Consider the following 22027-nt stretch of genomic DNA (forward strand, 5'->3'; position numbering starts at 1 on the left):
GGACGGAGGGCTTCGGCGGTGCCCCGTAACAACGGCTGAATTATGCGGCCTGGGCTTCTTGCTGCTGCATGTGGCAGTCTTTGTACTTCTTGCCGCTGCCGCAGGGGCAGGGGTCGTTGCGGCCGAACTTGCGCTTGGAGCGCAGGGTTTTGAGCCATTCGCGCGGGTCGGTGGCCCACTGCCGGAAGCGGCTGCGCGGATTCTGGCGGAAGGCCAGCAGCAGCAGGCCGTAAAGCTCGGGGTGTTCAGCCTGGAGCTTTTCGGGCTTCTCGAAGAAATATTCCGTCACGACGGCAAAAAACTCCGCTTCGTTGGTGCCCGCGTAGTCGTTGATTTCGGAGCGGCCGGCCCGGATGGCGGCAATTTCGCGCGCCATGACGGCTTCCCACTCGGGGCGCAGGGCCGCCGGAAACGCCAGGGCCGGCACCCCGTCAATCACGCCGTCGGCTTCGTCGAGCAGGTGGGCAAACTCGTGGATGCCCACGTTCTGCTTGTCCATGCCGTCGCGGAAGCCCTGCTCCAGGGAGGCCTTGGAAAGGTGCATGTAGTGGGAAGTCTGGAAGTTGCGTACCGAGCCCAGCAGCGTGCCGGCCAGCGGCGCGTGCTCCCGGCCGGCGTCCTGGCGCTCTTTCCAGGCGTCGGGCACCACCAGCACCTCGCTCAGGTGGCCGTACTCCCAATCGGGAAAGCCGAACACGGGAATGATGGCCGAGGCGGCCACCAGCACCCGGGTCACATCGTCGATGTCGGTCTGGATGCCGGTAATGCGGGTTTGGGCCAGAAATACCTGCACGCGCTTCTCGAACCGCGCCTTTTCCACGTCGGAGAGGGACAGGTAAAAGGCCACGCGGTTGGTCAGGATGTCGCGCCAGGCGGCCGGAAACTCCGTGGCCAGGGCGGCGGCCTTCACCCGGGTGGCGCGGGTAACGTAGCGGTAAAACAGGAAGACAATAACCGCCAGCACGGCCAGCCAGACAACGTAATTCATGGCCCGGTAAACGCGTCCCCCGCCATTTGGTTATCGAAAAGTCGGGGAAAGCCGAACAAGTGCCTGGGCTACAGCCGGGGCAAATGCTCCCGCAGCCGCTCGCGCAGCAGCTCGACCAGCAGCGGGGCCAGAAACTGGAATTTGTCGGGAATGCGCAGGTTGATGATGGGCTTGCCGGCCAGCTCCGCCCCAAACTTGGCGCGCAGGAGTTCGGCGTGGCGGCGCTCCATCACGAAAATCACGTCGGCCCAGCCCAGGTGCCCGGCCTGCACCCGCACCCGGGCGCCCGGCTCAGTGCCGGCCGAGCGGGCCTCGTAGTGCGGGTGTCCGTCGAAAAGCCGCTCGGCCGTGAGGCTGCGCCAGCGGTTCTGGCTGCAGATGAACAGCAGCTGGCGCGGTTCGGTGGTTGGGGAGTCTAAAATGGGGTAGGCTACTTTTTGAGGGTGAGTCTTTCGATGGCGGCCAGCAAAGAGTCCCGGTTTTTGGCCGACTTAATAAACGTCGGCAACCGTTCAACCATTGGCGAGAAGTCAGGAGCTTGACGCTGGCGTAGCTTCGCCTGAACGTACTGCTTCAGATGCTGAAGATGCTCGTAGTTGTACGCCCACAATGTGTCCGCGCCAAACGGCACCTGAAGCCACAGCTCGGTGCCGAAATGCGGCTCGATTTCTCCCCCTTGCGCTATAGGTAATACACAGCCCTCGTACGTGGGAGTAAACTTGTTTGTGTGGTCACAGTCCGGGCAGGTGAGGCGAATAAAGCTGGTCTTTTGCTTTACGGCCGGAAGATTAACCTTCAGCCGATATCCACAATCCGGACAGTATTGGTTAACGGATAATGTATAAAGCATCCGTTGCGCTAGGCACCGATGACAAGCGTAGCAATGAAACTCGTACTGGCCGGAAACTGAGTTTTTGCGGACTTCCGCCCGGTTTCGGCAATGCGGACATTCGACGACGAACGTATTGGTGAAGCTGTAAATAGTGCGAGGGCCGCCGGTGAAGCGACTAGGATTTTTGTCTTCCATCGGGCTAGCCCTCACAGTATAGCTTGTTTACTCCACCACCGAAACCCGAATCTTGCGGCCTTTGATCTTGGCGCCGGTCACGCGGTTGGCTACTTCCTGGGCCTGCTCCCGGGGTACGGCCACGTAGCTGTAGTGGTCGAATACCTCGATATGGCCGACGGCGTCGCGCTCCAGGCCACCGTGGGCCACGAAGGTACCCACCAGGTCGTGGGCACTGACTTTGTCGCGGCGGCCGGCCGAGACGTGCAGGGTGGTGCTGGTGGGGCGGGGGGCCTTGGGCGCGGCCGGCGGCAGCTTGGGCGCGTGCATGTCCTGCCACTTGATGGTTTCGGCCACCGGCCACTTCTGCACGTGCTTCTGCTCGTGGGGCGTGGCCAGGATGTGGGCCACGCCCTCGGCGCCGGCCCGGGCCGTGCGGCCGGCCCGGTGCTGGAAGGAGTCGGCCTTGTCGGGCGCGTCGTACTGAATAACCGTGTCGAGGGCGGTTACGTCGAGGCCGCGGGCGGCTACGTCGGTGGCTACTACCACCTGGCTGGAGCCGTTGCGCAGCTTCATCAGGGCTTTGTCGCGCTCGGGCTGAGGCATTTTGCCGTGCAGCACCTCGGCCGCCACGCCCCGGCCCTGCAGGAAGCGGGCCAGCTCGGAGCACTTCTCGCGGGTGTTGCAGAAGATGAGGGCGCGGCCGGTCTCGGGCTGGTGCAGCAGGTGCAGCAGGGCGGCGGGCTTCTTCTCGATGGGGCCCACGTGGCCGCGCAATGACAGGTTTTCGGGCAGCGTGCCTTCGTCTTCCCCGGCATTCACTACCCGGGGCCGGGTCAGGTTCTTGCGAATCAGATCCAGCACCTTATCCGACATCGTGGCCGAGAACAGCAGCGTCTGGCGGCGGCGGGGCAGGCGCTTGATGATTTCGACCAGCTCATCCTGGAAGCCCAGCTCCAGCAGCTTGTCGGCCTCGTCCAGGATCAGGACTTTGAGCTGGTTGGGAATAATGGTGCGGCGCTCGAAGTGGTCGAGCAGGCGGCCGGGCGTGGCCACCACGATGTGAGGAGCCTGCTTGAGCGAAGCCGTTTCGTCGCGGAAGGCGTGGCCGCCGTAGAAGGCCGCCACCCGCAGGTTGGGCACGTATTTGCCGAGCTTCTTGAGGGCGTCGCGCACCTGCAGGGCCAGCTCCCGGGCCGGCACCAGCACGATAATCTGTACCGCGTCGAGCTTCACATCCACCTGGTGCAGGATGGACAGGCCGTAGGCGGCCGTTTTGCCCGAGCCGGTGGGGGCCTGGCCCACCACGTCCTGGGCGGCCAGGGCCATCGGAATTACTTGCTCCTGAACGGGTGTGGGAACGGTAAAATTCAGCTCTTCCAGGGCTTGTAACAGGGACGGCGCGAGGCCAAGGTCGGCAAAAGAGGGCATGCGAAACGGTATAGTACAAAGGCAAAGGTACGGCGGATTTTCGCGGCAGCCGCAGGGTGGGGTTGGGATAGTAAGCAAGTAAGCAAGCAAGCCGCTGTTCTGCTCCGCAAGTCTGCCGACGTGCCGCGTGGCCCGGCGGGAAGGCTCGCCGCGCCGCGCACTTCACTCATTCACTCATTCACTCATTCATTCACCGCCTACCACGTTCCCGAGGCGCCGCGGTGCCGGGGTTCGGCGGGCAAGTCGACCAGGCGGTAGCGCACGGCGTTTTTCTTGGGCCGGATATCCAAGCCCACGTAGTGCGCATACACTTTGGTAAAGCAGGCCCCGAAGTAGAAAATCATGGCCGAGTAGAACACGAACAGCAGCACCAGCACGATGCTGGAGGCGTGGCCGTAGATGGGGCCCAGGTTGCGCGGCACCAGCAGGTGACCCAGGGCAAACTCGCCCAGGTCGATGAGCACGGCCGTGAGCACCGCCCCGCGCAGCACGGCTTTCCAGGGCACGCGGGCGTAGCTCAGGTTGCGAAACGTGACGCCAAACCACACGGCCAGAATCAGCAGCGACACGAGCTGGTTGAGGGCCTGCACCAGAAAGTAGCCGAAGTTGGGGTCGAAGCTGCGGATGTAGTCGGCGAAGAAAGCCAGCAGCGCGTCGCTCAGAAAGGCCACCAACGAGAGCAGGCCCGTGGTCAGGAGCAACCCCAGGGAGCGGGTGCGCTCCTTGAGCATCTTGCTGAAGCGGCCGGTGCTGCGGTTGGAGCGCACCTGCCAGAGCTGGTTCAGCGAGTTCTGAATCACCACGAACAGGGTGGTGGCAATAAAGAGCAGAAACCCGAAGCCCAGCCAGGTAAACAGGCGGCTGCGCTCAATATTGCTGACGTTCAGCAGAATCTGCTCGACCAGCTCGGCCGCCGAGGTGCCCAGCAGGGCCGAGAGCTTATCGAGCAGCAGCTGGCGCACGCCCGAGGCCGAATACACCGAGCCCAGCAGCTGAATCAGGATAATCAGGATGGGGGGCAGGGCAAACGTGGTGAAAAAAGCCGTGGCCGCCCCGAGCCGCAGCGGGTCGTTCAGGGCAAATTCCTGGGCCGCCCGGCGCAGCAGCAGGAAGAAATCTGTCCAGACTTTTCGCCGGGGCTGCCCCGGCTGGCGTACATTTGTCATCGGTTTCGCGTACGAACTTCAGCGCAAAGCCGTTTGGTGCGAATAGCGAAGGTAAGGTGCCGGCGTCGTACTGCCCAGACTCTTTCTAGCCCGCCTTGCCCGTGTCGTCCTCCGTTCCACCCGTGCTGCCCCCGGCGCCGCCCCAACGCCCCAGCTGGCGGCAGCGGGTGCTGGAGCCCCTGCGCAACATTCTGCGCCAGGGCCTCACGCCGCCCCAGCTGGCCCTCACGGTAGCCCTGGGCGTGCCCCTGGGCCTGGTGCCCATTCTGGGCATTACCACCGTGCTGGCGTCCTTTGCCGCCGTGCGCCTGCGCCTGAACGTGGCGGCCACGCTCATCGTCAGCCACCTGATGAGCCCCTTGCAGCTGCTGGTGCTCATTCCGCTCCTGCGCTGGGGGGCCCGCCTGCTGGGCAACGGCCAGGGCCCCGAGCTGACCATCGCCCAGCTGCGCACCCTCTTCGCCCACGACTGGAGCAGCGCCCTAAGCCTGCTGTGGCGGGCCGGGGTAGGGGCCGTGCTGCTCTGGGCGGTGCTGTCGGTGCCGCTGGGGCTGCTGCTCTACTTTGGCTCGAAGCCCGTGTTCCGCCGGCTGCTGGCCCGGCAGGCCGTGGTGCCGGCGTAGAGCTGTCTTGCGTTCAAGAAAAAGCCTCAGTCGCAATGGCTTGTTCTTACCCAAATCTTTCGAAAAGCCAGACGTTCACGAAACGCGTCGCAACGCTGAGTTTCGTGAACGTCGAAAGGGGAATCAGTTTCTTGAACTCGGCCGAAACTGTCGAGGCTTTATAAAAAAGGGCTCCCGATGATGGGTCGAAGCTCTCTTCGGGTACTGGTTGATGGGTGTGTATCTACATCGTGCCCTGCTACATGGGGCTATAAAAACCTCATTCCACTACTAATTGAGCCGTTGCCTTGTCGCAGCGCACCGTGTAGATGCCCGCCGCCAGTTCCCGCAGGTCCAGTCGCAGTGAGCTAGCCGCCGCCGGCAGCGTAACGGACCGGATTACGCGCCCCAACCCGTCAATCACCTGAACTTGACGAGAGTAGGCCACAGCGGGCAAACTCAATGTTGCGCTGGCCTGGGCCGGGTTGGGATACAATCCGAGTACTGCCCTGCGGGGAGAAGCTGTGGCCAGTGGGCCTTGCGGCTCGTTATAAATTCCGAAAAAAGCCGAAACCTTATTGGTTTCTCTGGGACTAAAAATTGACCCTCCTCCCACAGTCGTAAAGTTTCCACCGGCGCAGACTTCTCCATCCCGCCCCACCGCTAATGCCTCAACCGACCCGTTCAATCCGGAACCCAGGCTGCTCCAGGTGCTGCCATTCCACTTGGCAACGTATACGGCATCGTATACTGGTGATGCCGCGACGGAAGTAAAGGAGCCCCCGATGTAGACGTTGGCGCCATGGGTAGCAATAGCCCGAACGGTTTGATTCGCGCCTCCCCCTAATGCGCTCCAGGTGCTGCCATTCCATTTGGCTACGCGGTTGGCAGGTACCCCGGCAATGGAGGTAAAGCTACCACCAACATAAAGGTCAGAGCCGCTGGCTGCCATTGCCAAAACGCTTCCACTGCCCGCGCCCAACGCGCTCCAGACGCTGCCGTCCCACTTGGCAACCAGGCACGCGGGCAGGCACGGGCCTCCTGCGCCCGCGACGTATAAGTCGGGGCCAATAAAAACCATCGCACTGCCGGCCCCTTGCAGGCAGCCAACACTACTCCAGGAAGCGCCATTCCACCGGAACACCCCACCTGCTACCACTCCAGAGGAAACAGGAATGCCACCTGAGATGTAGAGGCCGCCAGGGCCGGCCGCCATGGCATTTATATGGCTAACGTCACCCAGATCTGACCAGGTGCTGCCATTCCATCGGGCTACTCTATTACTAAGACCGGAGCCTGAGGCAGTAGGGCTTTGAAATGATCCGCCAGCGTAGACGGTAGCGCCGCTCACCGCTAAGTGATAGACGCCGCCCGTAAAGCCAGGATGCATGGCCAGGCCACCACCAACTGAACTCCACGTAGTTCCGTCCCATTTGGCTACGCAGCCAGTAAAGATGTTTCCAATCCGGTCGAAAGACCCGCCCACATAGACCTGGGTTCCGCTCACCGCTACGGCCCGAATAGTCCCGCCGTTTCCCGGACTCACTGCACTCCAGACTGAACCATTCCATTTGGCGACGGAAAACGCGGTAACGCCCCCCGCTGCGGGAAAATTTCCACCGGCGTACAGGTCCGGCCCATTCTTCGCCAAGGCAAAGACATCCCCGCCACCCTTATCCTCGTCAATGCCACTCCCCACCGTGCTCCAGGCGCCACCATTCCACTTCGCAATCCGACGGACTGGTGCGCCCCCGGCCTGCGAGAAGGTGCCGCCTGCATACACCTCTGTGCCTTGCACGGCCAACGCAAACACGCCCCCGCCGTCAATTCCTCCGCCGAGTGGAAGCCACGCTCCGTTTTCCCATTTCGCAACCTGTTTTGCCTCTACACCGCCGGCTTGAGTAAATCCGCCTCCTACGTACACGGCAAAGCCCGCCACGGCCACGGCCTTGACCTCGCCGTTTACGCCCGTGCCCAGCGCCAGCCAGGTACTTCCTGCCCACAAGGCTACCCCGCCAGCGGCTACCCCGCCCGCCTGCGAAAACCGGCCGCCCACGTACACCCCCATTGGATTCACGGCCAGGGCATTCACGTTGTCATTGGTGCCAACTCCCAGGGCGCTCCAGCTGCTTCCACTCCACCGAGCAATTCTGTTCGCCGGGTTGCCACCAGCCTGCGTAAAGCTACCGCCCACATACAGATCAGCGCCATCCAGGGCCAAAGCAAATACGGTGCTGTTCACTCCGGCACCCAAGGCGCTCCAGGCATTTCCGCTCCATTTGGCTATTCGATTAGCCGCCAGACTCCCAACGAAGGTAAAAGATCCCCCCACGTAGAGGTCTCCATTGGCTGCCAAGGCCAATGCATTGACCCCGACGCCTGTTCCGCCATTCGTCCCTCCGCCCAGCGCAGACCAAGAAGTACCATCCCATTTGGCGATGTTTCGAGCAGCAGTATTCCCCACCGCGGTAAAGGTTCCGCCGATATACACTGTACTGCCGGAAGCAACGATGGCGTTTACCCGGCCATTGGTTCCGGCTAGCGCAAATCCGTCCTGCCAAAACTGGTCTCCAGCTCCTGCAACAGAAGCACTATGAAAGACAGGGCGGCCATCCGGGGCGGTGCTCATCGTGAAATCGTGGGCATCGAAGGAGCCAGTAATGCCGGTTCGCAGCGTTCCATCGGGGTTTAGCGCGTGGGCCAGGGAAGTAGCCAATGGGGCCTCGCCACTTGGCAGAGGAGCAGCAAAACCGGGCCTGGCCCAGCACAGACACAGCAGCAGTGCCCAACGAGTAAATAAGTTGTTTAGTAGCAGCCGGGTAGCAGAGGTATGCATAGCAGAACGACGACGAGTGAAGAAATCATGTAAAGATTAAACACCCGGCAAAGTATGACAATACCTACTTTTTGGTATTTTGATTTTTGTATTATTTCGATATTACCAACGGTAAGGTGCAACACTGCACCGTACGGGCATTCCAGCGCCGGTATCTAAACGTTCGCCGAGAAATGAATGCTGGGGCTCGTATGTCTTGATCAACAGGACAAGTCAGGCTTATCTTAAGCCTCTGGTTATCATAACGGAACATATATCGGCCAAGAGTATGAACAGGTAGTAATCCATGGGGGCTCGTTGACACCAAGGGTTTTTCCGTGAACTACCGGCATTCATAAAACGGTCCTTTACATCAACACGAGCGGTATGTGCTGCCCGGCGTGTTACAGTCTCTGTTTGCTGAGATGCCAGCAATACGAAAAAGGCGTTCTGGCTATTAGCCGGAACGCCTTAGACGATTTAGGTAAGCCCCGGCCGCAATGGCCGAAGCTTTCTGGTTGGTGAAAAACTAAGCTTAGGCTTCGGCCCGTTTGTAGACGGGTTCGGCTTGTAGGAAATACTGGTTCAGCGGCTCCGGGGAGGCTTTGTCCAGCACCATCACGTCGACCAGGTCGTTTTCCTGAATGTTGCCCTGCATGACGGGGCCCATTTCTTCGAGGAAGGCGGGGTCGTTGTCGTCGGTGTAGAAGGCCAGCAGCAGGCGCGAGGGCGTGGTGTTGTCCTGGAAATGCACCACGGCCACGTGCGCCGCTTCCACCTGGGGCTTGCTCAGGGCAAATTGCCGCAGGGCCTCGATAATCTTGGCGTGCTCTTCGGTGGGCGCGCCCAGCATCACCTGCACGTTGCCGGGCGCCGCCTGGGCCAGGTTGCTGCTGAGCAGCTCGGCAATTTCGGTGGCGGGCAGCATCTTGCCCACGGTCGAGAAGGGGTTTAGGGCGCAGTCGGCTCCCTGCACCATCTGGAAGAAGTCGAGGCCGCGCAGGCGCATGTAGGGCAGCAACTCGTCGGTGCCTTCGGCTTCGAAGATGCGCTCCTTGGCGGTGAAAACCGGGATTTTGCCGTCGTTGAGCACTTGCAGCTGAATTTCCATGCCTTCCACCGGCGTCACTTCACCGCCGGGCTCGCCTTCCTTCGGAATCGTGACCACGAACACCTCCTCATTGAGCAGGGCCTGGTAGAAGCCGGGCCGGAACTCGGGCATGGTGGCGGCGTTGAACAGCAGCTGCTCCAGCACGTTCAGGGGCTCGAAGTGGGGCATGCTGGGCAGCTCCGGAATCGGCATCTGGGGCATGGGCATCGACGGAGCGGGCGCGGCCGGCGTGGGCGAGGTGTAGCTGGAGCCTTTGTAGCGCGGCCCGGCGGGAGCCGATGCGTCGGGAGCGGGAGCCGACGGGGCCGCGCCGGGGGCGGCGGGAGCCGGGGAAGCAGGCGCCTGGGGCGCCGGTTTGTTGGATTTCAGAAAGTCGAAGAGACCCATAGGACAGAGTAGATTGGATATGCAAGCTAAGGAGGTTTGCGGAAGAATGCCGCCAAAAATGCTCCTTGCTATGACTTTTATGGTAGCAATTTGGTTCCCAGCGGGTTTTGGTCAGGGCTTAGCGCCCGTCGCTGGCCCCGCAGCCTTGCAGCTGCTCGGTCACTTCCCGAATCGTGAAAATCTCGCCCTTATTGCCCCAGGAAGTCTGCACGAAGTTCAGGATGTTGGTAATCTGGGAGTCGGTCAGGTGGGAGTCGGCCGGGGGCATCACCTGGTTGAATTCCACTCCATTCACCAGCAGCGGGCCTTTCACGCCCTTGCGCACCAGGCAGGCCAGGCTGCCCCGGCTTGTGGTCAGGTAGTCGGAGCCGGCCAGGGGCGGAATCAGGCGCTTGAGGCCTTCGCCCTGCGCCCCGTGGCAGTTGGCGCAGTGGGTCTCGTAGAGCTTGGCGCCCTCGTTCTGCCGGTTGGAAAAGCAGCTCATGACGCTCAGGCTCCCGGCCACCACGGCCAGGGCGCGCAGGTACCACAGCGGCTGCTGCAGCGCGCTCATGGGGCTTTTTTCTGCTTGGCCGCCTCTTCCTGGAGCAGCACGGGCAGCTCCTTGATCAGCCGGTCTACTTCCTCTTTCACCATGCCGTCGTACACGCCGCGAATATGCCGCTCGGAGTCAATCAGGGCAAAGGTGCCGCTGTGGGCGTAGCCGCCGGGCACGCCGCTGTCTTTCTGGGCGGCCGTCATGTAGCGCTGGGCCAGGCTGAAAATCGTGTCGTGGGGGGCAGTGGCGAAGTGCCAGCGGCTGGCATCCTGAATGCCCAGGCGCTGGGCGTAGTCGCGCAGCACCGGGATGGAGTCGTGGGCCGGGTCGATGGTGTGCGACAAAAACAGCACCTGCGGATTGCCCTTGAACTGCTCGTAGACGCGCAGCATCTCGCTCTGCATCTTGGGGCAGATGCTGGGGCAAGTGGCGAAGAAGAAGTCGGCCACGTAGACCTTGCCGGCAAACGTCTGGTTGGTAATGGTCTTACCGTCCTGGTCGGTCAGCGTGAAGCTGGGAATGGCGGCGAAGATGGTATCGGCCGGGCCACCGTCGGCGCGGGGCCGCACGTCCCGCTCCCCGATGTAGGGCAGGGCCTGGGCCGTATCATTTTTATCGGAGCAGGAGGCAAAGGCCAGGGCACTGCTGGCCGCTAGCAAAGCAACCTGGCAGGCGCGGCGAAACGAGGAGAAAATCATTGAGCGGGGGCGTTAGAAGAAGGGGCAGCCAGCTGTAAAACCAGCTTGGCCGAGTCAAGGTTCTGGCGCATCAGCCGGCCCACCGAATCTATTTTCTGCTGTTGCCCGGCAAAGTAGCGCAGCTTGGCGGCGGCGGCCACCGAGTCGGCGGGCTTGCGGTACTGGTGCATCCAGCCCATCATGGCCGCATCGGCTTGCAGCAGGTTGCGGCGCTGCCGGCCGGCCAGCACCGTGTCGGGCCCCGGGGACTTTTGCAGTTTCTGGCGCAGGTCGTAGAGCTGGCCCATCTGGGCCATGAGGGTATCGTGGCTGGCCAGCACGGCTTTTTCGGCAGCCTCAACTTGCTGCTGCTCAGTGGGGCCGCTGCCGCAGGCAGCTACCAGGGCTGCGCAGCCCACGGCCAGCAGCAGGGAAGGACGGAAGGTAAACACGCGGCAAAGGTACGCCACGCGGCCGGCACTCGCACGCTACAGGAGCCGGCCGGGGTTACCACCAATGCTGGCTGCCGTACTGCCAGAGCCAGGCCGTCAGCGTCCAGAGGCCCCAGATAAGCGCGCCCAGAAAGATCAGAAAGCCGATGAGCACCACCGTGAGCAGCGCCCGGCCGCTGCCCGCGTGCTTGCCCTCGGCGTAGTGGGCCCGCAGCAGGGCCACGTTTCGCTCGTTGCTTTTATAGGCGAAGTCGAAGATGTTGCCCAGAATGGGAATGGCGCCCACGATGGTGTCAAGCAGAATGTTGAGCACCATGCGCACCACCACGGCCCCGCTGGCCCCGTGCCGCATCATGGTCATGAGCAACGCGCCCGAAACGGCGAAGGTGGACAGGTCGCCGACGACGGGCAGCAACCCCAGAAGCGGGTCGAGGCCGAAGCGGAAGGAGGTACCGGGCAGGGTAAACTGGCTGTCCATGAGGCGGGCCACGCGCTCCACCCAGCGCAGCCGCTCGTCCTGGTCGAAGGTAGCGGCCACGGGGTTCGGAAGATTGGTTTGTCGGGTCGGGGTAGCCATAGTGCGGAGGGGTTTGTGCTTTTAACGCACGTCCCGCCAAAACGATGGGCGGATTCCGTTTAGCGTAGCCAATCAAACCCGCGGCTCGTAGGTTATACTTGTTCGATACCGTTTCACCACAACCACACACTACATGGAAACTCGCAATTTGGGCCAGCAGGGCCTGCGCGTCTCGGCCCTGGGCCTGGGCTGCATGGGCATGTCCGACTTCTACGGGCAGCGCGACGACGCGGAAAGCACCCGCACCCTGCACCGGGCCCAGGAGCTGGGCGTCACCTTTTTCGACACGGCCGACATGTACGGCCCTTACCTGAACGAGGAATTGGTCGGCCGGGCCTTCCAGGGCCGGCGCCAGCAAGTGGTGCTGGCCACCAAGTTCGGGATTCAGCGCGACCCGAACGACCCCACCAAGCGCGGCGTGAATGGCCGCCCCGAGTACGTGCGCCAGGCCTGCGAAGGCAGCCTCAAGCGCCTGGGCACCGACTACATCGACCTCTACTACCAGCACCGCGTCGACCCCAGCACGCCCATCGAGGAAACCGTGGGGGCCATGAGCCGTTTGGTGGAGGAAGGCAAAGTGCGTTTTCTGGGCCTCTCGGAGGCCGCCGCCGACACCGTGCGCCGGGCCCACGCCGTGCATCCCATTTCGGCGTTGCAAACCGAATATTCGCTCTGGAGCCGTGACCCGGAAGACGAGATTCTGCCCACGGTGCGCGAGTTGGGCATCGGCTTCGTGCCCTACAGCCCCCTGGGCCGCGGCTTCCTGACCGGCCAGATCCAGAAGTTTGAGGACCTCGACCAGGACGACTACCGCCGCCACACGCCCCGCTTCCAGGGCGAGAACTTCCAGAAAAACCTGGACCTGGTAGCCCGCATCAAGGATTTGGCCGGCCAGAAAGGCTGCTCGGCCAGCCAGCTGGCCCTGGCTTGGGTGCTGGCCCAGGGCCCGGACATCGTGCCAATTCCCGGCACCAAGCGCATCAGCTACCTGGAAGAAAACCTGGGGGCCCTGGAGGTGCAACTCACGGCCGATGAGCTTCGTCAGCTCGACGAAATTGCCCCCAAAGGCGTGGCCGCGGGCCTGCGCTACCCCGAGCAGATGATGCGCAGCGTCAACGGTTAGCTGACCGGCTTTCGTTGCAATGAATAAAAAAAGGCCCGTGCATGCAGCACGGGCCTTTTTCTTGGGTAGTTAGGGAGCTTATTTTTTGCGGATGTCGCCGCGAATTTCACCCTGCGGGTATGCCGCCGAGTGAATGTTCACATACAGGCCGTTGGTGAGCAGCTTGTCGGCCTGGTCGGCCGTCAGCGTCACGGTGCCGGTGATGGGCGAGGCTAGTTTGTCGAAGGGAACGGCTACGCCGCCCGCTACGCCGGGGCCACCCAAGTGAATATGGCCGGCCGTGGCGGTAATGCCTTGGTACGTAACGGTGTAGGCCAGTTGCTTGGTGCCGCTGTTGTAGGTGCCCGTGAAGGTGCCGGTGGCCGTGGAGTTGTTGGCCGGGGTTTGCTGGGCTCCGTTAATCGTGGCCGTGGTTTCGGTGGTCGTCGCGGCTGGCGCAGTCGTTTCGTCGTCTTTGCTGCAGGCGGTAAACAGGGTAGCGGCCGACAGGGCCAGGTAGAGGTAAGCTTTTTTCATATGAACGGGGTGCAATAGAGGTGAGAGAAGCTGGTGTGTGGGCAGATACTACGAAGCCGCCGGTAGAAGCGGATTTATAGAAAAACGATTTTAGACAAATATTTTACCCCGCTGCCGGTAAGGCGCAGAGTAACAGGTGGTCGGCAAGATAAATGGCTGCCAGTTGCCTTACCGCTTGAGCGGGGGCAGCAGGTCAATCAGGCCGTCCTCACTCACGACGATGGCCACGCAGGCGTAGCGGCTGCTTTCCACGTAGCGCACGGCAGAGTTGAAGCGGGAGCCGCGCGAGGAGTCGCCTTTTTCCGTGGCCAGCCCGTCCAGAATGGCCCCAATGGCGTAGCACACCCCGCTGGGGTCGATGAACACGGCCCCGTCGATGTTGGTGACCAGGCGTAGCACCGAGGGCGTCATGATGCGGGGCGTCACGCGGAAGCACTGGCGGGTGAGGCGCACCGCTTCCTGGGCGGCCCCTTCCGAAATCACCAGGATGGTGCCATTCGTTTGCTTGGTGGCGTTCTGGGTGAGCTCCCACAGGTAGGCAATGCCCGGCTCATCGACGTGGGGAAAAACGCGCCCCACCGCTTTGGCGAAGTTCTCGGCATCGACGCGGCCCTGGGGCAGGCGCGGGGTATTCGACACTACTTTCATCATGACCTGACCGGCGTGGCTCAGCTCCCAGCTGTAGTGCTTGGTGAAGTGCACCGTGAACAGGGGCTCGTAGTGCGGGTCGCTGGGCTCTACCACGTGGCCCAGCCCAAACACGTCGGAGGCGTCCGTAATCAGCGACGTGCGGCCCTCGCTCAGCTCCAGTAGCTTCCGGATGGAGCGGTGGTCGCGCAGCGGAATCGGGGTTTCCAGGGTCAGCACGGGCACTACGGCCGGGTGGTGGCGGCGTGCCACGAGCATGGTGCCCACGCCCTCGTCGCCCTCGTGGCGCAGGGCCGCCACGCCGTTGCAGGCATCGTAGAGGCCGTGGGTGCCGGCGGCGGCGCGCAGCATAAAGCGGCGGCCGGCGGCGCGCAGCACCTCGTTGTAGTCCCGGTCGAGCACGGGCCGGTCCTCATCCGTATCCGATTCGCGCAGGGCCCGGGAGCAGTCCTGCAAAAATTCGTACACGGCCGCGTTCAGCAGCGACGGGGCGCGGGTGCCCCGCTGCTGCACCGGCAGCGAGTAGTAGCTGTGGTAGGCTTCGCTGGAGAGCTGCAACACCACCACGACCAGGTAGCCGTGCAAGCTCACGGGCAGCGAGCAGAAGCTGATGCGGTCTTCGCCGCGCGCCTCGGTCAGGTCGGTGAGCAGGTGCAGGGTGGCGCGGCGCATTAGGTCGTACCAGCGCAGCTTCTCGTAGCGGTCCTGGTCGGTGGAGTACAGGTGGTACACCATGTCGCGGGGGCCGTCGGGCTCGAGGGCGGCGGCCTGGGCCTTCACGTCGGCAAAATCGGCCGGGGAGTAGCGGTGGGTGGCGGGCTCAATGACCACGGCCTGGGGCTCGTCCGTCTCGCGGGCGGAGGCCAGGCCCAGCAAAAAAACTTCAGGCTTCAGGTTGCGGTCAAGCAGGTTGAAAATGCCATCGGCGAACAATTGGGCCGTGACACGGAATAGACTTTGATGGTCCCACATGGGCATTCTGGGGGGCGGGCAAACAAACGAGAGGAAGGGCGTACTGCGGAAGGTACGGGAAAACCCCGCATAAGGTAGTACTCGGGCGGCGCAACATTGTGCCGCCGGGGCCCAACAAGCGGGCCCGATGCTGGTTATGAGCAGGAGAAAAAGCCCGGTTCCGGCTTGCCATTGCTCCGGCAGAAGCGTAACTTAGGAAACCAGAGCCTTTTGTGTCCCCGTGTTGTCAGCGCCTAACGGCTACCGTTATGTTTATTGATATTCTGCTGGCTTTTTTCTGCGCGTTATCCTTCCTGCCGCTGACGACGGGGTACTGCGCCTACAGCTACGGCCGCTCGTTCTGGCTGTGGTTCACGCTGGGGTGCGTGCTGCCCATCGTGTCGTTCTTCATTCTGTTTGCCCTGCTCTACCGCAAGGAAATGGACCGGGGCGAGCAGCTGCTGGCCGAGGCCAAAGCCATTCTGGCCGCCGACGAAGCCCGGGCCCGGGGCGTAAAAATCGAAGACGAGGAATAACCCCCCGCCAGATTCGACCAGTCGGCCACCAACCCTCAGCCCCGGCCCGCCAGCCACTGCCGCACGCCCTGGGCAACCCAGGCCCCGGTACTGAAGCAGCCCTGCAGCAAATACCCGCCGGTGGGGGCTTCCCAGTCCAGCATTTCGCCCGCCACAAATACGCCCGGCCGCCGTTGCAGCATCAGGTGCTCGTCCACTTCAGCCCAGGCCACGCCCCCGGCCGTAGAAATGGCTTCTTCCAGGGGCCGCAGCCCGGTTACCGGAATCGTAATGTTCTGAATCAGAGCCGCCAGGGTTTCGGGGGTAGCGCCGGCCTCGGCGGGTGCCAGCTCGCGCAGCAGCGTGGGAATGGGAAAGCCCAGGCGCAGCGTTTTCTCCAGGTAGGCCGCCAGCGACTTGCCCTTACGCGGCGCCTGTAGCTTCTGCCCCAGCTGGGCCAGGGTCAGGTCGGGCTTGAGGTTGAGCAGCAGCGGGGCCGGGGCTGGGGCCGCCAGGGCCGCGCGCAGGGCCGGCGTCAGGGCGTACACCGGGGTGCCTTCCAGGCCGTAATCGGTCAGTAGCAGCTCGCCGCGCACGGTGTGGCCGTTGCAGCTGAGGGCAATGTTCTTGAGCGGCGCGCGGCCCACCTTCTCCCGGAAAAAAGCCGACCACGCCACCTCGGCCCCGCAGTTGGATGGCGCAAACGGCTCCAGCTGCACGCCCGCCTCGGCCAGCGCCGTGGTCCACTGGCCGTCGGAGCCGGTTTTGCTCCAGCTGGCGCCGCCCAGGGCCAGCACCGTGGCCGCCGGGTATAGCGTGTGCTCCTGCCCGCTGGCTTCCTCGCGCAGGCGCAGGCCGTGGTCGGGGGTGAAGCCCAGCCAGCGGTGCCGCACCTGAATCTGCACGCCCAGGGTGTGGAGCCGATTCAGCCAGGCCTTGAGCACCTGCGCGGGCTTGTGGTCGTCGGTGGGGAAAATCCGGCCACTGGTGCCCACGAACGTGGTGATGCCCAGCCCTAGCAGCCAGCGGCGCAATTGCTCGGGCGAAAAATGCTCCAGGAAGCGCTGAAAGCTGGCCTGCCGGGTTCCGTAGCGTTGCGCGAAGGCCGGCAGCGGCTCGGCATTCGACAGGTTGAACCCGCCGTGGCCCGCCACCAGAAACTTGCGCCCAACCGTCGGCCGGGCGTCGTAGACCCGGACCGCGTGGCCCGCTTCGGCCAGGTGCTGGGCCGCCAGCAACCCCGCCGGCCCACCCCCGATAACGGCAATAAAAGGCGTCATAGATACAAAGCTAATCGGGCCGCAAGGTACGGCGCGCGGCGGGTAAACGCGGGTGCTGCCCCAGCGGAAAGAGGCATCGGGCGGCGGGAAAATCGGCGGCGGCTGCCTTAGTGCCGTATAGCGGAGCTGATACCTGGACTTTCTTCGCGCTTATGGGGCCGTATTCTATTCTGATTGGGCTAAGTATAGCCGTCATTCTCTCGTACCTGTTCGATCTGGCCGCCCGCGCCACCAAGGTGCCCTCGGTGCTCATGCTGCTGCTCACCGGCATTGCCCTGCGCCAGGCCGCCGACTACTTCGACTTCGCCGTGCAGGTGCCCTCGGTGGTGCTGCAGATCTTCGGCATCATCGGCCTGATCATGATTGTGCTGGAAGGGGCTATGGACTTGAAAATCAGCCGCGACAAAGCCCCGCTGATCCGCCGCTCCTTTTTTGCCGCCGCCCTGATGCTGGTGGTGCAGGCCCTGGCTATTGCGGCGCTCCTGCACGCCTACGTGGGCGCGTCGTGGCAGAGCTGCCTGGTCAATGCCATTCCGCTGGCCGTCGTCAGCAGCGCCATTGCCATTCCGAGCGTGGCGGGCCTGTGGGGCGAAAAGCAGGAGTTTATCGTCTACGAAAGCACGTTTTCCGACATTCTGGGCATCATGTTCTTCAACTTCGCGCTCCAGGACGACTTTGCCCAGGGCGTGTCGGTCATCACCTTCTCGCGCGACGTGCTGGCCATCGTGGTGGTGGCCGTGCTCAGTACCCTGGCCCTGGCCTTCCTGCTCGACCGGATCCGGCTGCACATCAAGTTCTTCCTGATTTTCGCCTTCCTGATTCTGATGTACAGCGCGGCCAAAAAGCTGCACTTGTCGTCGCTGCTGCTGGTGCTCGTGTTTGGCCTGGCCGTGAACAACGCCGAGCTGTTTCTGCGGGGCCCGCTCAAGCGCTGGTTTCGGCCCGAGCGCCTGGCTTCCGAGCTGCACCAGCTCAAGAGCATCACCGCCGAGTCGGCCTTCCTGATTCGCACGTTCTTTTTCCTGCTCTTCGGCTACTCCATCACCCTGGCCAGCCTGCTGAGCGTGTCGCTGCTGCTACAGGGCGTGCTGATCGTGGCCGTGCTGGTGGCTATCCGCTACGTGTACCTGCGCTTTGTTGCCCGCACCGAGCTGATTCCGGAGCTGTTCATCGCGCCCAAAGGCCTGATAACGGTGCTGCTCTTCTACAGCATTCCGCCCGAGCACCTGATTGGCGAAATCAGCGAAAACATCCTGTTCGTGGTTATCCTGCTCACCGGCGTCCTGATGATGATCGGCCTGCTGCTCACCCGCGAAGAACCCGAAATCGGGGAATATTAGGGTAATGTGGTTGAATGTGCGGAATGTGCGGAATGTGGTTGAATGTGAGAAATGTGGAGAATGAAAGGACGTGTCAGTGTGAGCAACGCGAAGCAATCCGTCCTCTGAAATGTGCCGAGCCTTCTAAGATGAAAAGCCCTGGCCCATGTACCGCGAAGTTCTACTTCGCGAGTCGTTGGAGCCGGCTGCACAACCATCGTGCAACGCCTCGCGAAGTGGAACTTCGCGTTACAAGCAAAAGCCCTTTCCCGCGTGAGCAGGAAAGGGCTTTCTGGTGAAAGGGAGTTTGGTGCCAGCAGAGCACGGATTGACGCCGCTTGACGCGCGGAATAACTCACGCCTCACACTGACACGTCCTCACATTCCCCCACATTCGCACATTCCCCACATTAAAAATCATTCCGTTTCTTTCAGCAGCTGGCGGCGGTAGCTGGCCAGGATGGCAGACTTGAGGATGAAGCCGGCGTAGCGGCCATTGCTGACGACGGGCAAAGCCCAGGCGTTGAGCTGTTCCATGCAGCGCAGAATGTCGAGCATGGTGTCGTCGGGGTTGACGATGGCCGGCGGGGGCGTCATCAGGTCGCGCACCTTGGTGGTGGTGTAGTGCTCGTCGTCGAAGAGGGCGTCGCGCACGGTGTCGAGGGCCACGATGCCGGCCAGGCGGCCCTCGGCGTCGACCACCGGAAACAGGTTGCGCGTGGCGTGGCGAAACACCATTACCAGCTCGCCTAGGGTGCTGTCGGGGCTCACGGCCACGAAGTCCCGGCTCACCAGCGACATCGGGTCGAGCTGGGCCAGCAGGCTCCGGTCCCGGTCGGCGTGCATATATACGCCCCGGGTTACGAGCTTGCGGGTGTACACCGAGTAGGGCTCGAAGTAGCGCGTAATCAGGTAGGAGCTGGAGCACACCACCATCAGGGGCACAAACAGCGCGTAGCCGCCGGTGATTTCGGCAATCAGGAAGATGGCCGTCAGGGGCGCGTGAATGACGCCGGCCAGGGTGCCGGCCATACCCAGCACGATGAAGTGCACTTCGGAAATGGGGTAGAGGCCGCTCAGATTAATCAGGCGGGCAGTGACGAAGCCCACCAGCGCGCCGGCAAACAGCGAAGAGCCGAACATGCCCCCGTTGCCGCCCGAGCCCACCGTAATGCAGGTGGCAAACACCTTGAGCAGCATACTGGCCACGGCCACCAGCAGCAGCGTCCAGACGTTTTCGTCGCGGTATACCGAAAACACCGAGCCGTCGGTGAGGCGCTCGGGCTGCCCGCCCAGCAGCAGCTGCACGATGTTGTAGCCCTCGCCGTAGAGCGGCGGGAAGACGAACACCATAATGCCCAGGGCCAGGCCCCCCAGCAGCACCTTGCTGAACGTGCCCTTTTGACGCTCGAAGTACTTGTCGGCCAGGAAGTACACCCGAATCATGTACACCGACAGCAGCGCCGCCATCAGGCCCAGCACAATGTAGAAGGGAATGGCCTGCACCGGCCAGGTGGTGGTAATCAGCACGAAGGGCTGGCCCGCGTACAGCGACTTGGACACCACCGTGGCCGTGGCCGAGGAAATGAGTAGGGGAATAAAAAACGGGGCCGACAGCTCCGACAGAATTACTTCCACGGCAAACAGCACGCCGGCAATGGGGCTGTTGAAGATGGCCGCCACGCCCGCCGCCGCTCCGCACCCCACCAGCAGGCGCCGCTCGCGCCGGCCCACCCGCAGAATGCGGCCCACGTTGGAGCCCAACGCCGAGCCCGTCACCGAAATCGGGGCCTCCAGACCGGCCGAACCACCGAACGTCACGGTCAGAAACGAGGTGATGAGCTGGGAATAGAGCTTGCTGCGCGGCACGATGCTGCCCTGGCGCGCGATGTTGTAGATGATGGGGCCGATGCCCCGGCTCAGGGCCCCGTTCAGCACGTAACGCGTGAATAGCACGGTGAGGCCGATACCGATGATGGGGTAGAGGAACAGGGCAAACACCCGGTCCTGCTCGGGCACCCAGGAATAGAGCAGCTCCTGGGCCTTCTGCACCGAGGTTTTGAGCACGACGGCCGCCAGACCGGCCAGGCCGCCCACCAGCACGCTCACCAGAATCAGGTAGACCCGGTCGTTGACGTGGCGCAGGCGCCACAGCAACAGGGGGCTGAGAGTTCGGTGAAGCAGGGTTTTGGGCATCGGCAGGGGAACGGAGGAAAACAAGGGCGAGCATGCCGCAGCTCGACTATCCTAACTCAACGCATGATAGCGAAAAACGGGTATGCCTGGGCCCGGAAAGCCGAAAAAAACTACTGCGCCACAGTTTGCACGGCGTAGCCCTCCTCGCGCAGGCCTGCTTTTACGTCGCGCATCAATTCGCTTTTCAGCGCCAGCGTACCGCGGCGGTAGTCTTCGGAAAACGTCCAGAAGTAGGCGCGCAGGTCGGCGGTGGTGGCGCTGGCTTTTTCCAGGATGACGTAGGGCGTATGCGGTTCCTTTTGCTCCACGTTCGGGTTGGCGCGCACGTAGTTGAGCAGCAGGTCGGCGGCGCGCTGGGAGGTGCCCTGCTCCCCCAAATCTACCGTCACCAGGAAATCCTGGCGGATGTAGCCGTCGCGGGTGAAGTTGATCAGGGGCTCGCGCAGCACCATGGCGTTGGGCAGGAAGATGTGCTTGCCGTCGAAGGTCTTGATGATGGTGACGCGCAGGCTCAGGTCCTCGACTTTGCCCACCAGGTCCTTGATTTGGACCGTGTCGTGAATGTGGAAGGGGCGGTTGAAGGCCAGCACCACGCCGGCCAGGAAGTTTTCGGCAATGTCTTTCAGGGCAAAGCCCACGATGAAGGCCGACAGGCCCGCGCCGGCCACCACCCCGCCCACAATGGCGTAGAGGCCCACGACTTCCATGGCCAGCACCGCCCCGGTCAGAATCAGGGCCCACTTGCTGAAGCGCGTCAGGAAGTCGGCCATCAGCGGGTCGTGCGACTTGGCGCGCAGCTTACCGCCGATCAGGCTGCTCAGGTGGTTGGCCACGAAGATGGCCAGCACCAGCACGACGAAGGCAATCAGGAGCTTGGGAGAAATAAAGAGAAACTGTTGCCAGTAGGTATTCAGAACGCGCTGTAGATCGGAAAACATGCCCTAAGGTTAAGTACACACCCTGGACTGCGGCGCCCCTCGGCTGGCGCAGTCCCGAGGCCGGTTGTACGCAGGGCATCCGGTGCGGGGTTCGGCCGGGCTTAGGCGGGGCGGTTCAGCAGCTGCCGGAAAAAGAGCGTGCCCAGCCCGTAGGCTACCGCGTCGAGCGGGTCGCCGACGTGGCGGGACGAGAGCAGGGGCAGGGCCAGCTCAAACCAGACCGACACGTAGAGCCAGGCCCCCAGCAGCCACGAATCGGGCAAAATGAAGGCGGCGCGGCGCTGTACCCAGCGCCGCTGCACCACCAAAGCCAGGGTCAGAATGACGGGCATGGCCAGCAAATCGGACAGGTAAGCCGTGACCAGGGGCGGCAGCGGCCGGTGCCAGAGGCGGGCGTTGAGCTGGTACGCCAGGTACGTCAGCAGGGGCAGCCAGAAGGCGGGGCGGCCAAACTCGCGGGGCAGCTGCATCTAGCCGGCCGCCAGGGTGAGAAACCACAGAATAAACGACACGGTGGCGGCAAAGGCCAGTTGCCCGCTCCGGATGATTTGCTTGAAGAACCGCACCAGGCCCTTGTCTTCGGGCTTTATCTCCAGCAGCATGAACTGGGGCAGGGGCGCTTTGGCCTCTTCTTCGCGCCGCTGCTCGCTGCGGTTGCGCACCGGGTCGAGCAACTGCCCGCACCGCTCACACACGTCGTCCGACTTCTGCTGCCACCGTGACCAGAAACCGCAGTGGGGGCATTTCTTGGCGGCGGAAAGGGGAGAGGCGTCGTTCATGCGGCAAAGGTA

Annotated in this window: 22 protein-coding genes; 4 read left to right on the forward strand and 18 right to left on the reverse strand. The window is 62.9% G+C overall.

All coding sequences use genetic code 11. The annotated features are described in order from the left end of the window. Positions 1 to 40 precede the first annotated feature (40 nt). The 5 genes from E5K00_RS02480 to E5K00_RS02500 form a co-directional block, all read right to left on the reverse strand. Entirely contained in the window at positions 41 to 988 is a 948-nt protein-coding gene (locus E5K00_RS02480; RefSeq protein WP_135461343.1) for a M90 family metallopeptidase, read from the reverse strand. 68 nt (positions 989 to 1056) lie between these two features. After that, the gene (locus E5K00_RS23030) at positions 1057 to 1266 is read right to left on the reverse strand and encodes a hypothetical protein (protein ID WP_245328191.1); all 210 of its coding nucleotides are present in this window, start codon (positions 1264 to 1266) and stop codon (positions 1057 to 1059) included. 152 nt (positions 1267 to 1418) lie between these two features. Continuing rightward, complete coding sequence (locus E5K00_RS02490; protein ID WP_135461347.1) at positions 1419 to 2015, reverse strand: hypothetical protein; 597 nt, start codon at positions 2013 to 2015, stop codon at positions 1419 to 1421. 27 nt (positions 2016 to 2042) lie between these two features. Next, a complete protein-coding gene (locus E5K00_RS02495) occupies positions 2043 to 3425 on the reverse strand; it encodes a DEAD/DEAH box helicase (protein WP_135461349.1) in 1383 nt (460 codons plus the stop codon). A 197-nt stretch (positions 3426 to 3622) separates the two neighbouring features. Next, the gene (locus E5K00_RS02500) at positions 3623 to 4591 is read right to left on the reverse strand and encodes a YihY/virulence factor BrkB family protein (protein ID WP_135461351.1); all 969 of its coding nucleotides are present in this window, start codon (positions 4589 to 4591) and stop codon (positions 3623 to 3625) included. Positions 4592 to 4692: 101 nt separating this feature from the next. Between E5K00_RS02500 and E5K00_RS02505 the strand changes: the two genes are divergently transcribed. Continuing rightward, positions 4693 to 5214, forward strand: a complete 522-nt coding sequence (locus tag E5K00_RS02505; protein WP_167856722.1) for a DUF2062 domain-containing protein — start codon at positions 4693 to 4695, stop codon at positions 5212 to 5214. Between the two features lie 259 nt (positions 5215 to 5473). Here E5K00_RS02505 and E5K00_RS02510 read toward each other — a convergent pair whose 3' ends face one another. From E5K00_RS02510 to E5K00_RS02535, 6 genes are all read right to left on the reverse strand, one after another. Next, positions 5474 to 7909, reverse strand: a complete 2436-nt coding sequence (locus E5K00_RS02510; protein WP_167856723.1) for a T9SS type A sorting domain-containing protein — start codon at positions 7907 to 7909, stop codon at positions 5474 to 5476. A 634-nt stretch (positions 7910 to 8543) separates the two neighbouring features. Beyond that, on the reverse strand, positions 8544 to 9506 hold the full coding sequence (locus tag E5K00_RS02515) for an enhanced serine sensitivity protein SseB C-terminal domain-containing protein (protein ID WP_135461358.1): 963 nt from the start codon (positions 9504 to 9506) through the stop codon (positions 8544 to 8546). A gap of 118 nt (positions 9507 to 9624) precedes the next feature. Further along, complete coding sequence (locus E5K00_RS02520) at positions 9625 to 10059, reverse strand: c-type cytochrome (RefSeq protein WP_135461360.1); 435 nt, start codon at positions 10057 to 10059, stop codon at positions 9625 to 9627. Next, positions 10056 to 10742: an SCO family protein gene (locus E5K00_RS02525; RefSeq protein WP_167856724.1), complete on the reverse strand. Its 687-nt coding sequence runs from the start codon at positions 10740 to 10742 to the stop codon at positions 10056 to 10058. The genes E5K00_RS02520 and E5K00_RS02525 overlap by 4 nt, the downstream gene beginning before the upstream one ends. Further along, entirely contained in the window at positions 10739 to 11173 is a 435-nt protein-coding gene (locus E5K00_RS02530; protein ID WP_135461362.1) for a hypothetical protein, read from the reverse strand. Before E5K00_RS02530 ends, E5K00_RS02525 begins: the two co-directional genes overlap by 4 nt. 55 nt (positions 11174 to 11228) lie before the next feature. Continuing rightward, positions 11229 to 11750: a DUF4112 domain-containing protein gene (locus E5K00_RS02535; RefSeq protein ID WP_135461364.1), complete on the reverse strand. Its 522-nt coding sequence runs from the start codon at positions 11748 to 11750 to the stop codon at positions 11229 to 11231. A gap of 133 nt (positions 11751 to 11883) precedes the next feature. On the opposite strand from E5K00_RS02535, the gene E5K00_RS02540 reads away from it, so the two are divergent. Beyond that, on the forward strand, positions 11884 to 12873 hold the full coding sequence (locus E5K00_RS02540) for an aldo/keto reductase (protein WP_135461366.1): 990 nt from the start codon (positions 11884 to 11886) through the stop codon (positions 12871 to 12873). 78 nt (positions 12874 to 12951) lie between these two features. Here E5K00_RS02540 and E5K00_RS02545 read toward each other — a convergent pair whose 3' ends face one another. Further along, positions 12952 to 13389 carry a CHRD domain-containing protein gene (locus E5K00_RS02545; protein ID WP_135461368.1) on the reverse strand — a complete coding sequence of 146 codons (438 nt, stop codon included), beginning with the start codon at positions 13387 to 13389 and terminating at the stop codon, positions 12952 to 12954. Positions 13390 to 13557: 168 nt separating this feature from the next. Next, a complete protein-coding gene (locus E5K00_RS02550) occupies positions 13558 to 15015 on the reverse strand; it encodes a diadenylate cyclase (protein ID WP_135461370.1) in 1458 nt (485 codons plus the stop codon). A gap of 242 nt (positions 15016 to 15257) precedes the next feature. Here E5K00_RS02550 and E5K00_RS02555 point away from each other — a divergent pair, with 242 nt between their 5' ends. Further along, positions 15258 to 15524, forward strand: coding sequence for a hypothetical protein (locus E5K00_RS02555; RefSeq protein WP_135461372.1), 267 nt, complete (start codon positions 15258 to 15260; stop codon positions 15522 to 15524). A 35-nt stretch (positions 15525 to 15559) separates the two neighbouring features. Here E5K00_RS02555 and E5K00_RS02560 read toward each other — a convergent pair whose 3' ends face one another. Further along, on the reverse strand, positions 15560 to 16783 hold the full coding sequence (locus tag E5K00_RS02560; protein WP_167856725.1) for a TIGR03862 family flavoprotein: 1224 nt from the start codon (positions 16781 to 16783) through the stop codon (positions 15560 to 15562). A 152-nt stretch (positions 16784 to 16935) separates the two neighbouring features. Between E5K00_RS02560 and E5K00_RS02565 the strand changes: the two genes are divergently transcribed. Continuing rightward, entirely contained in the window at positions 16936 to 18123 is a 1188-nt protein-coding gene (locus tag E5K00_RS02565; RefSeq protein WP_135461376.1) for a cation:proton antiporter domain-containing protein, read from the forward strand. Positions 18124 to 18519: 396 nt separating this feature from the next. Here the strand turns inward: E5K00_RS02565 and E5K00_RS02570 are convergent, their stop codons facing one another. From E5K00_RS02570 to E5K00_RS02585, 4 genes are all read right to left on the reverse strand, one after another. After that, positions 18520 to 20298 (reverse strand): chloride channel protein, encoded by a 1779-nt coding sequence (locus E5K00_RS02570; RefSeq protein WP_135461378.1) that lies wholly within the window; start codon positions 20296 to 20298, stop codon positions 18520 to 18522. Between the two features lie 110 nt (positions 20299 to 20408). Next, positions 20409 to 21236 carry a mechanosensitive ion channel family protein gene (locus E5K00_RS02575; RefSeq protein ID WP_135461380.1) on the reverse strand — a complete coding sequence of 276 codons (828 nt, stop codon included), beginning with the start codon at positions 21234 to 21236 and terminating at the stop codon, positions 20409 to 20411. Positions 21237 to 21337: 101 nt separating this feature from the next. Further along, a complete protein-coding gene (locus E5K00_RS02580; protein WP_135461382.1) occupies positions 21338 to 21706 on the reverse strand; it encodes a magnesium citrate secondary transporter in 369 nt (122 codons plus the stop codon). Continuing rightward, positions 21707 to 22015, reverse strand: coding sequence for a hypothetical protein (locus E5K00_RS02585; RefSeq protein WP_135461384.1), 309 nt, complete (start codon positions 22013 to 22015; stop codon positions 21707 to 21709). It lies immediately after the preceding gene. Positions 22016 to 22027: the final 12 nt, after the last annotated feature.

Source organism: Hymenobacter aquaticus (assembly GCF_004765605.1).
GTDB classification, from domain to species: Bacteria; Bacteroidota; Bacteroidia; order Cytophagales; family Hymenobacteraceae; genus Hymenobacter; species Hymenobacter aquaticus.

Bases quoted from the DNA above. Each gene is read 5' to 3' on its own strand.
- E5K00_RS02480 (WP_135461343.1), bottom strand. From the start codon at position 988: ATGAATTACGTTGTCTGGCTGGCCGTGCTGGCGGTTATTGTCTTCCTG.
- E5K00_RS02490 (WP_135461347.1), bottom strand. From the start codon at position 2,015: ATGGAAGACAAAAATCCTAGTCGCTTCACCGGCGGCCCTCGCACTATT.
- E5K00_RS02495 (WP_135461349.1), bottom strand. From the start codon at position 3,425: ATGCCCTCTTTTGCCGACCTTGGCCTCGCGCCGTCCCTGTTACAAGCC.
- E5K00_RS02500 (WP_135461351.1), bottom strand. From the start codon at position 4,591: ATGACAAATGTACGCCAGCCGGGGCAGCCCCGGCGAAAAGTCTGGACA.
- E5K00_RS02515 (WP_135461358.1), bottom strand. From the start codon at position 9,506: ATGGGTCTCTTCGACTTTCTGAAATCCAACAAACCGGCGCCCCAGGCG.
- E5K00_RS02520 (WP_135461360.1), bottom strand. From the start codon at position 10,059: ATGAGCGCGCTGCAGCAGCCGCTGTGGTACCTGCGCGCCCTGGCCGTG.
- E5K00_RS02525 (WP_167856724.1), bottom strand. From the start codon at position 10,742: ATGATTTTCTCCTCGTTTCGCCGCGCCTGCCAGGTTGCTTTGCTAGCG.
- E5K00_RS02535 (WP_135461364.1), bottom strand. From the start codon at position 11,750: ATGGCTACCCCGACCCGACAAACCAATCTTCCGAACCCCGTGGCCGCT.
- E5K00_RS02540 (WP_135461366.1), top strand. From the start codon at position 11,884: ATGGAAACTCGCAATTTGGGCCAGCAGGGCCTGCGCGTCTCGGCCCTG.
- E5K00_RS02545 (WP_135461368.1), bottom strand. From the start codon at position 13,389: ATGAAAAAAGCTTACCTCTACCTGGCCCTGTCGGCCGCTACCCTGTTT.
- E5K00_RS02550 (WP_135461370.1), bottom strand. From the start codon at position 15,015: ATGCCCATGTGGGACCATCAAAGTCTATTCCGTGTCACGGCCCAATTG.
- E5K00_RS02555 (WP_135461372.1), top strand. From the start codon at position 15,258: ATGTTTATTGATATTCTGCTGGCTTTTTTCTGCGCGTTATCCTTCCTG.
- E5K00_RS02560 (WP_167856725.1), bottom strand. From the start codon at position 16,783: ATGACGCCTTTTATTGCCGTTATCGGGGGTGGGCCGGCGGGGTTGCTG.
- E5K00_RS02565 (WP_135461376.1), top strand. From the start codon at position 16,936: ATGGGGCCGTATTCTATTCTGATTGGGCTAAGTATAGCCGTCATTCTC.
- E5K00_RS02570 (WP_135461378.1), bottom strand. From the start codon at position 20,298: ATGCCCAAAACCCTGCTTCACCGAACTCTCAGCCCCCTGTTGCTGTGG.
- E5K00_RS02575 (WP_135461380.1), bottom strand. From the start codon at position 21,236: ATGTTTTCCGATCTACAGCGCGTTCTGAATACCTACTGGCAACAGTTT.
- E5K00_RS02580 (WP_135461382.1), bottom strand. From the start codon at position 21,706: ATGCAGCTGCCCCGCGAGTTTGGCCGCCCCGCCTTCTGGCTGCCCCTG.
- E5K00_RS02585 (WP_135461384.1), bottom strand. From the start codon at position 22,015: ATGAACGACGCCTCTCCCCTTTCCGCCGCCAAGAAATGCCCCCACTGC.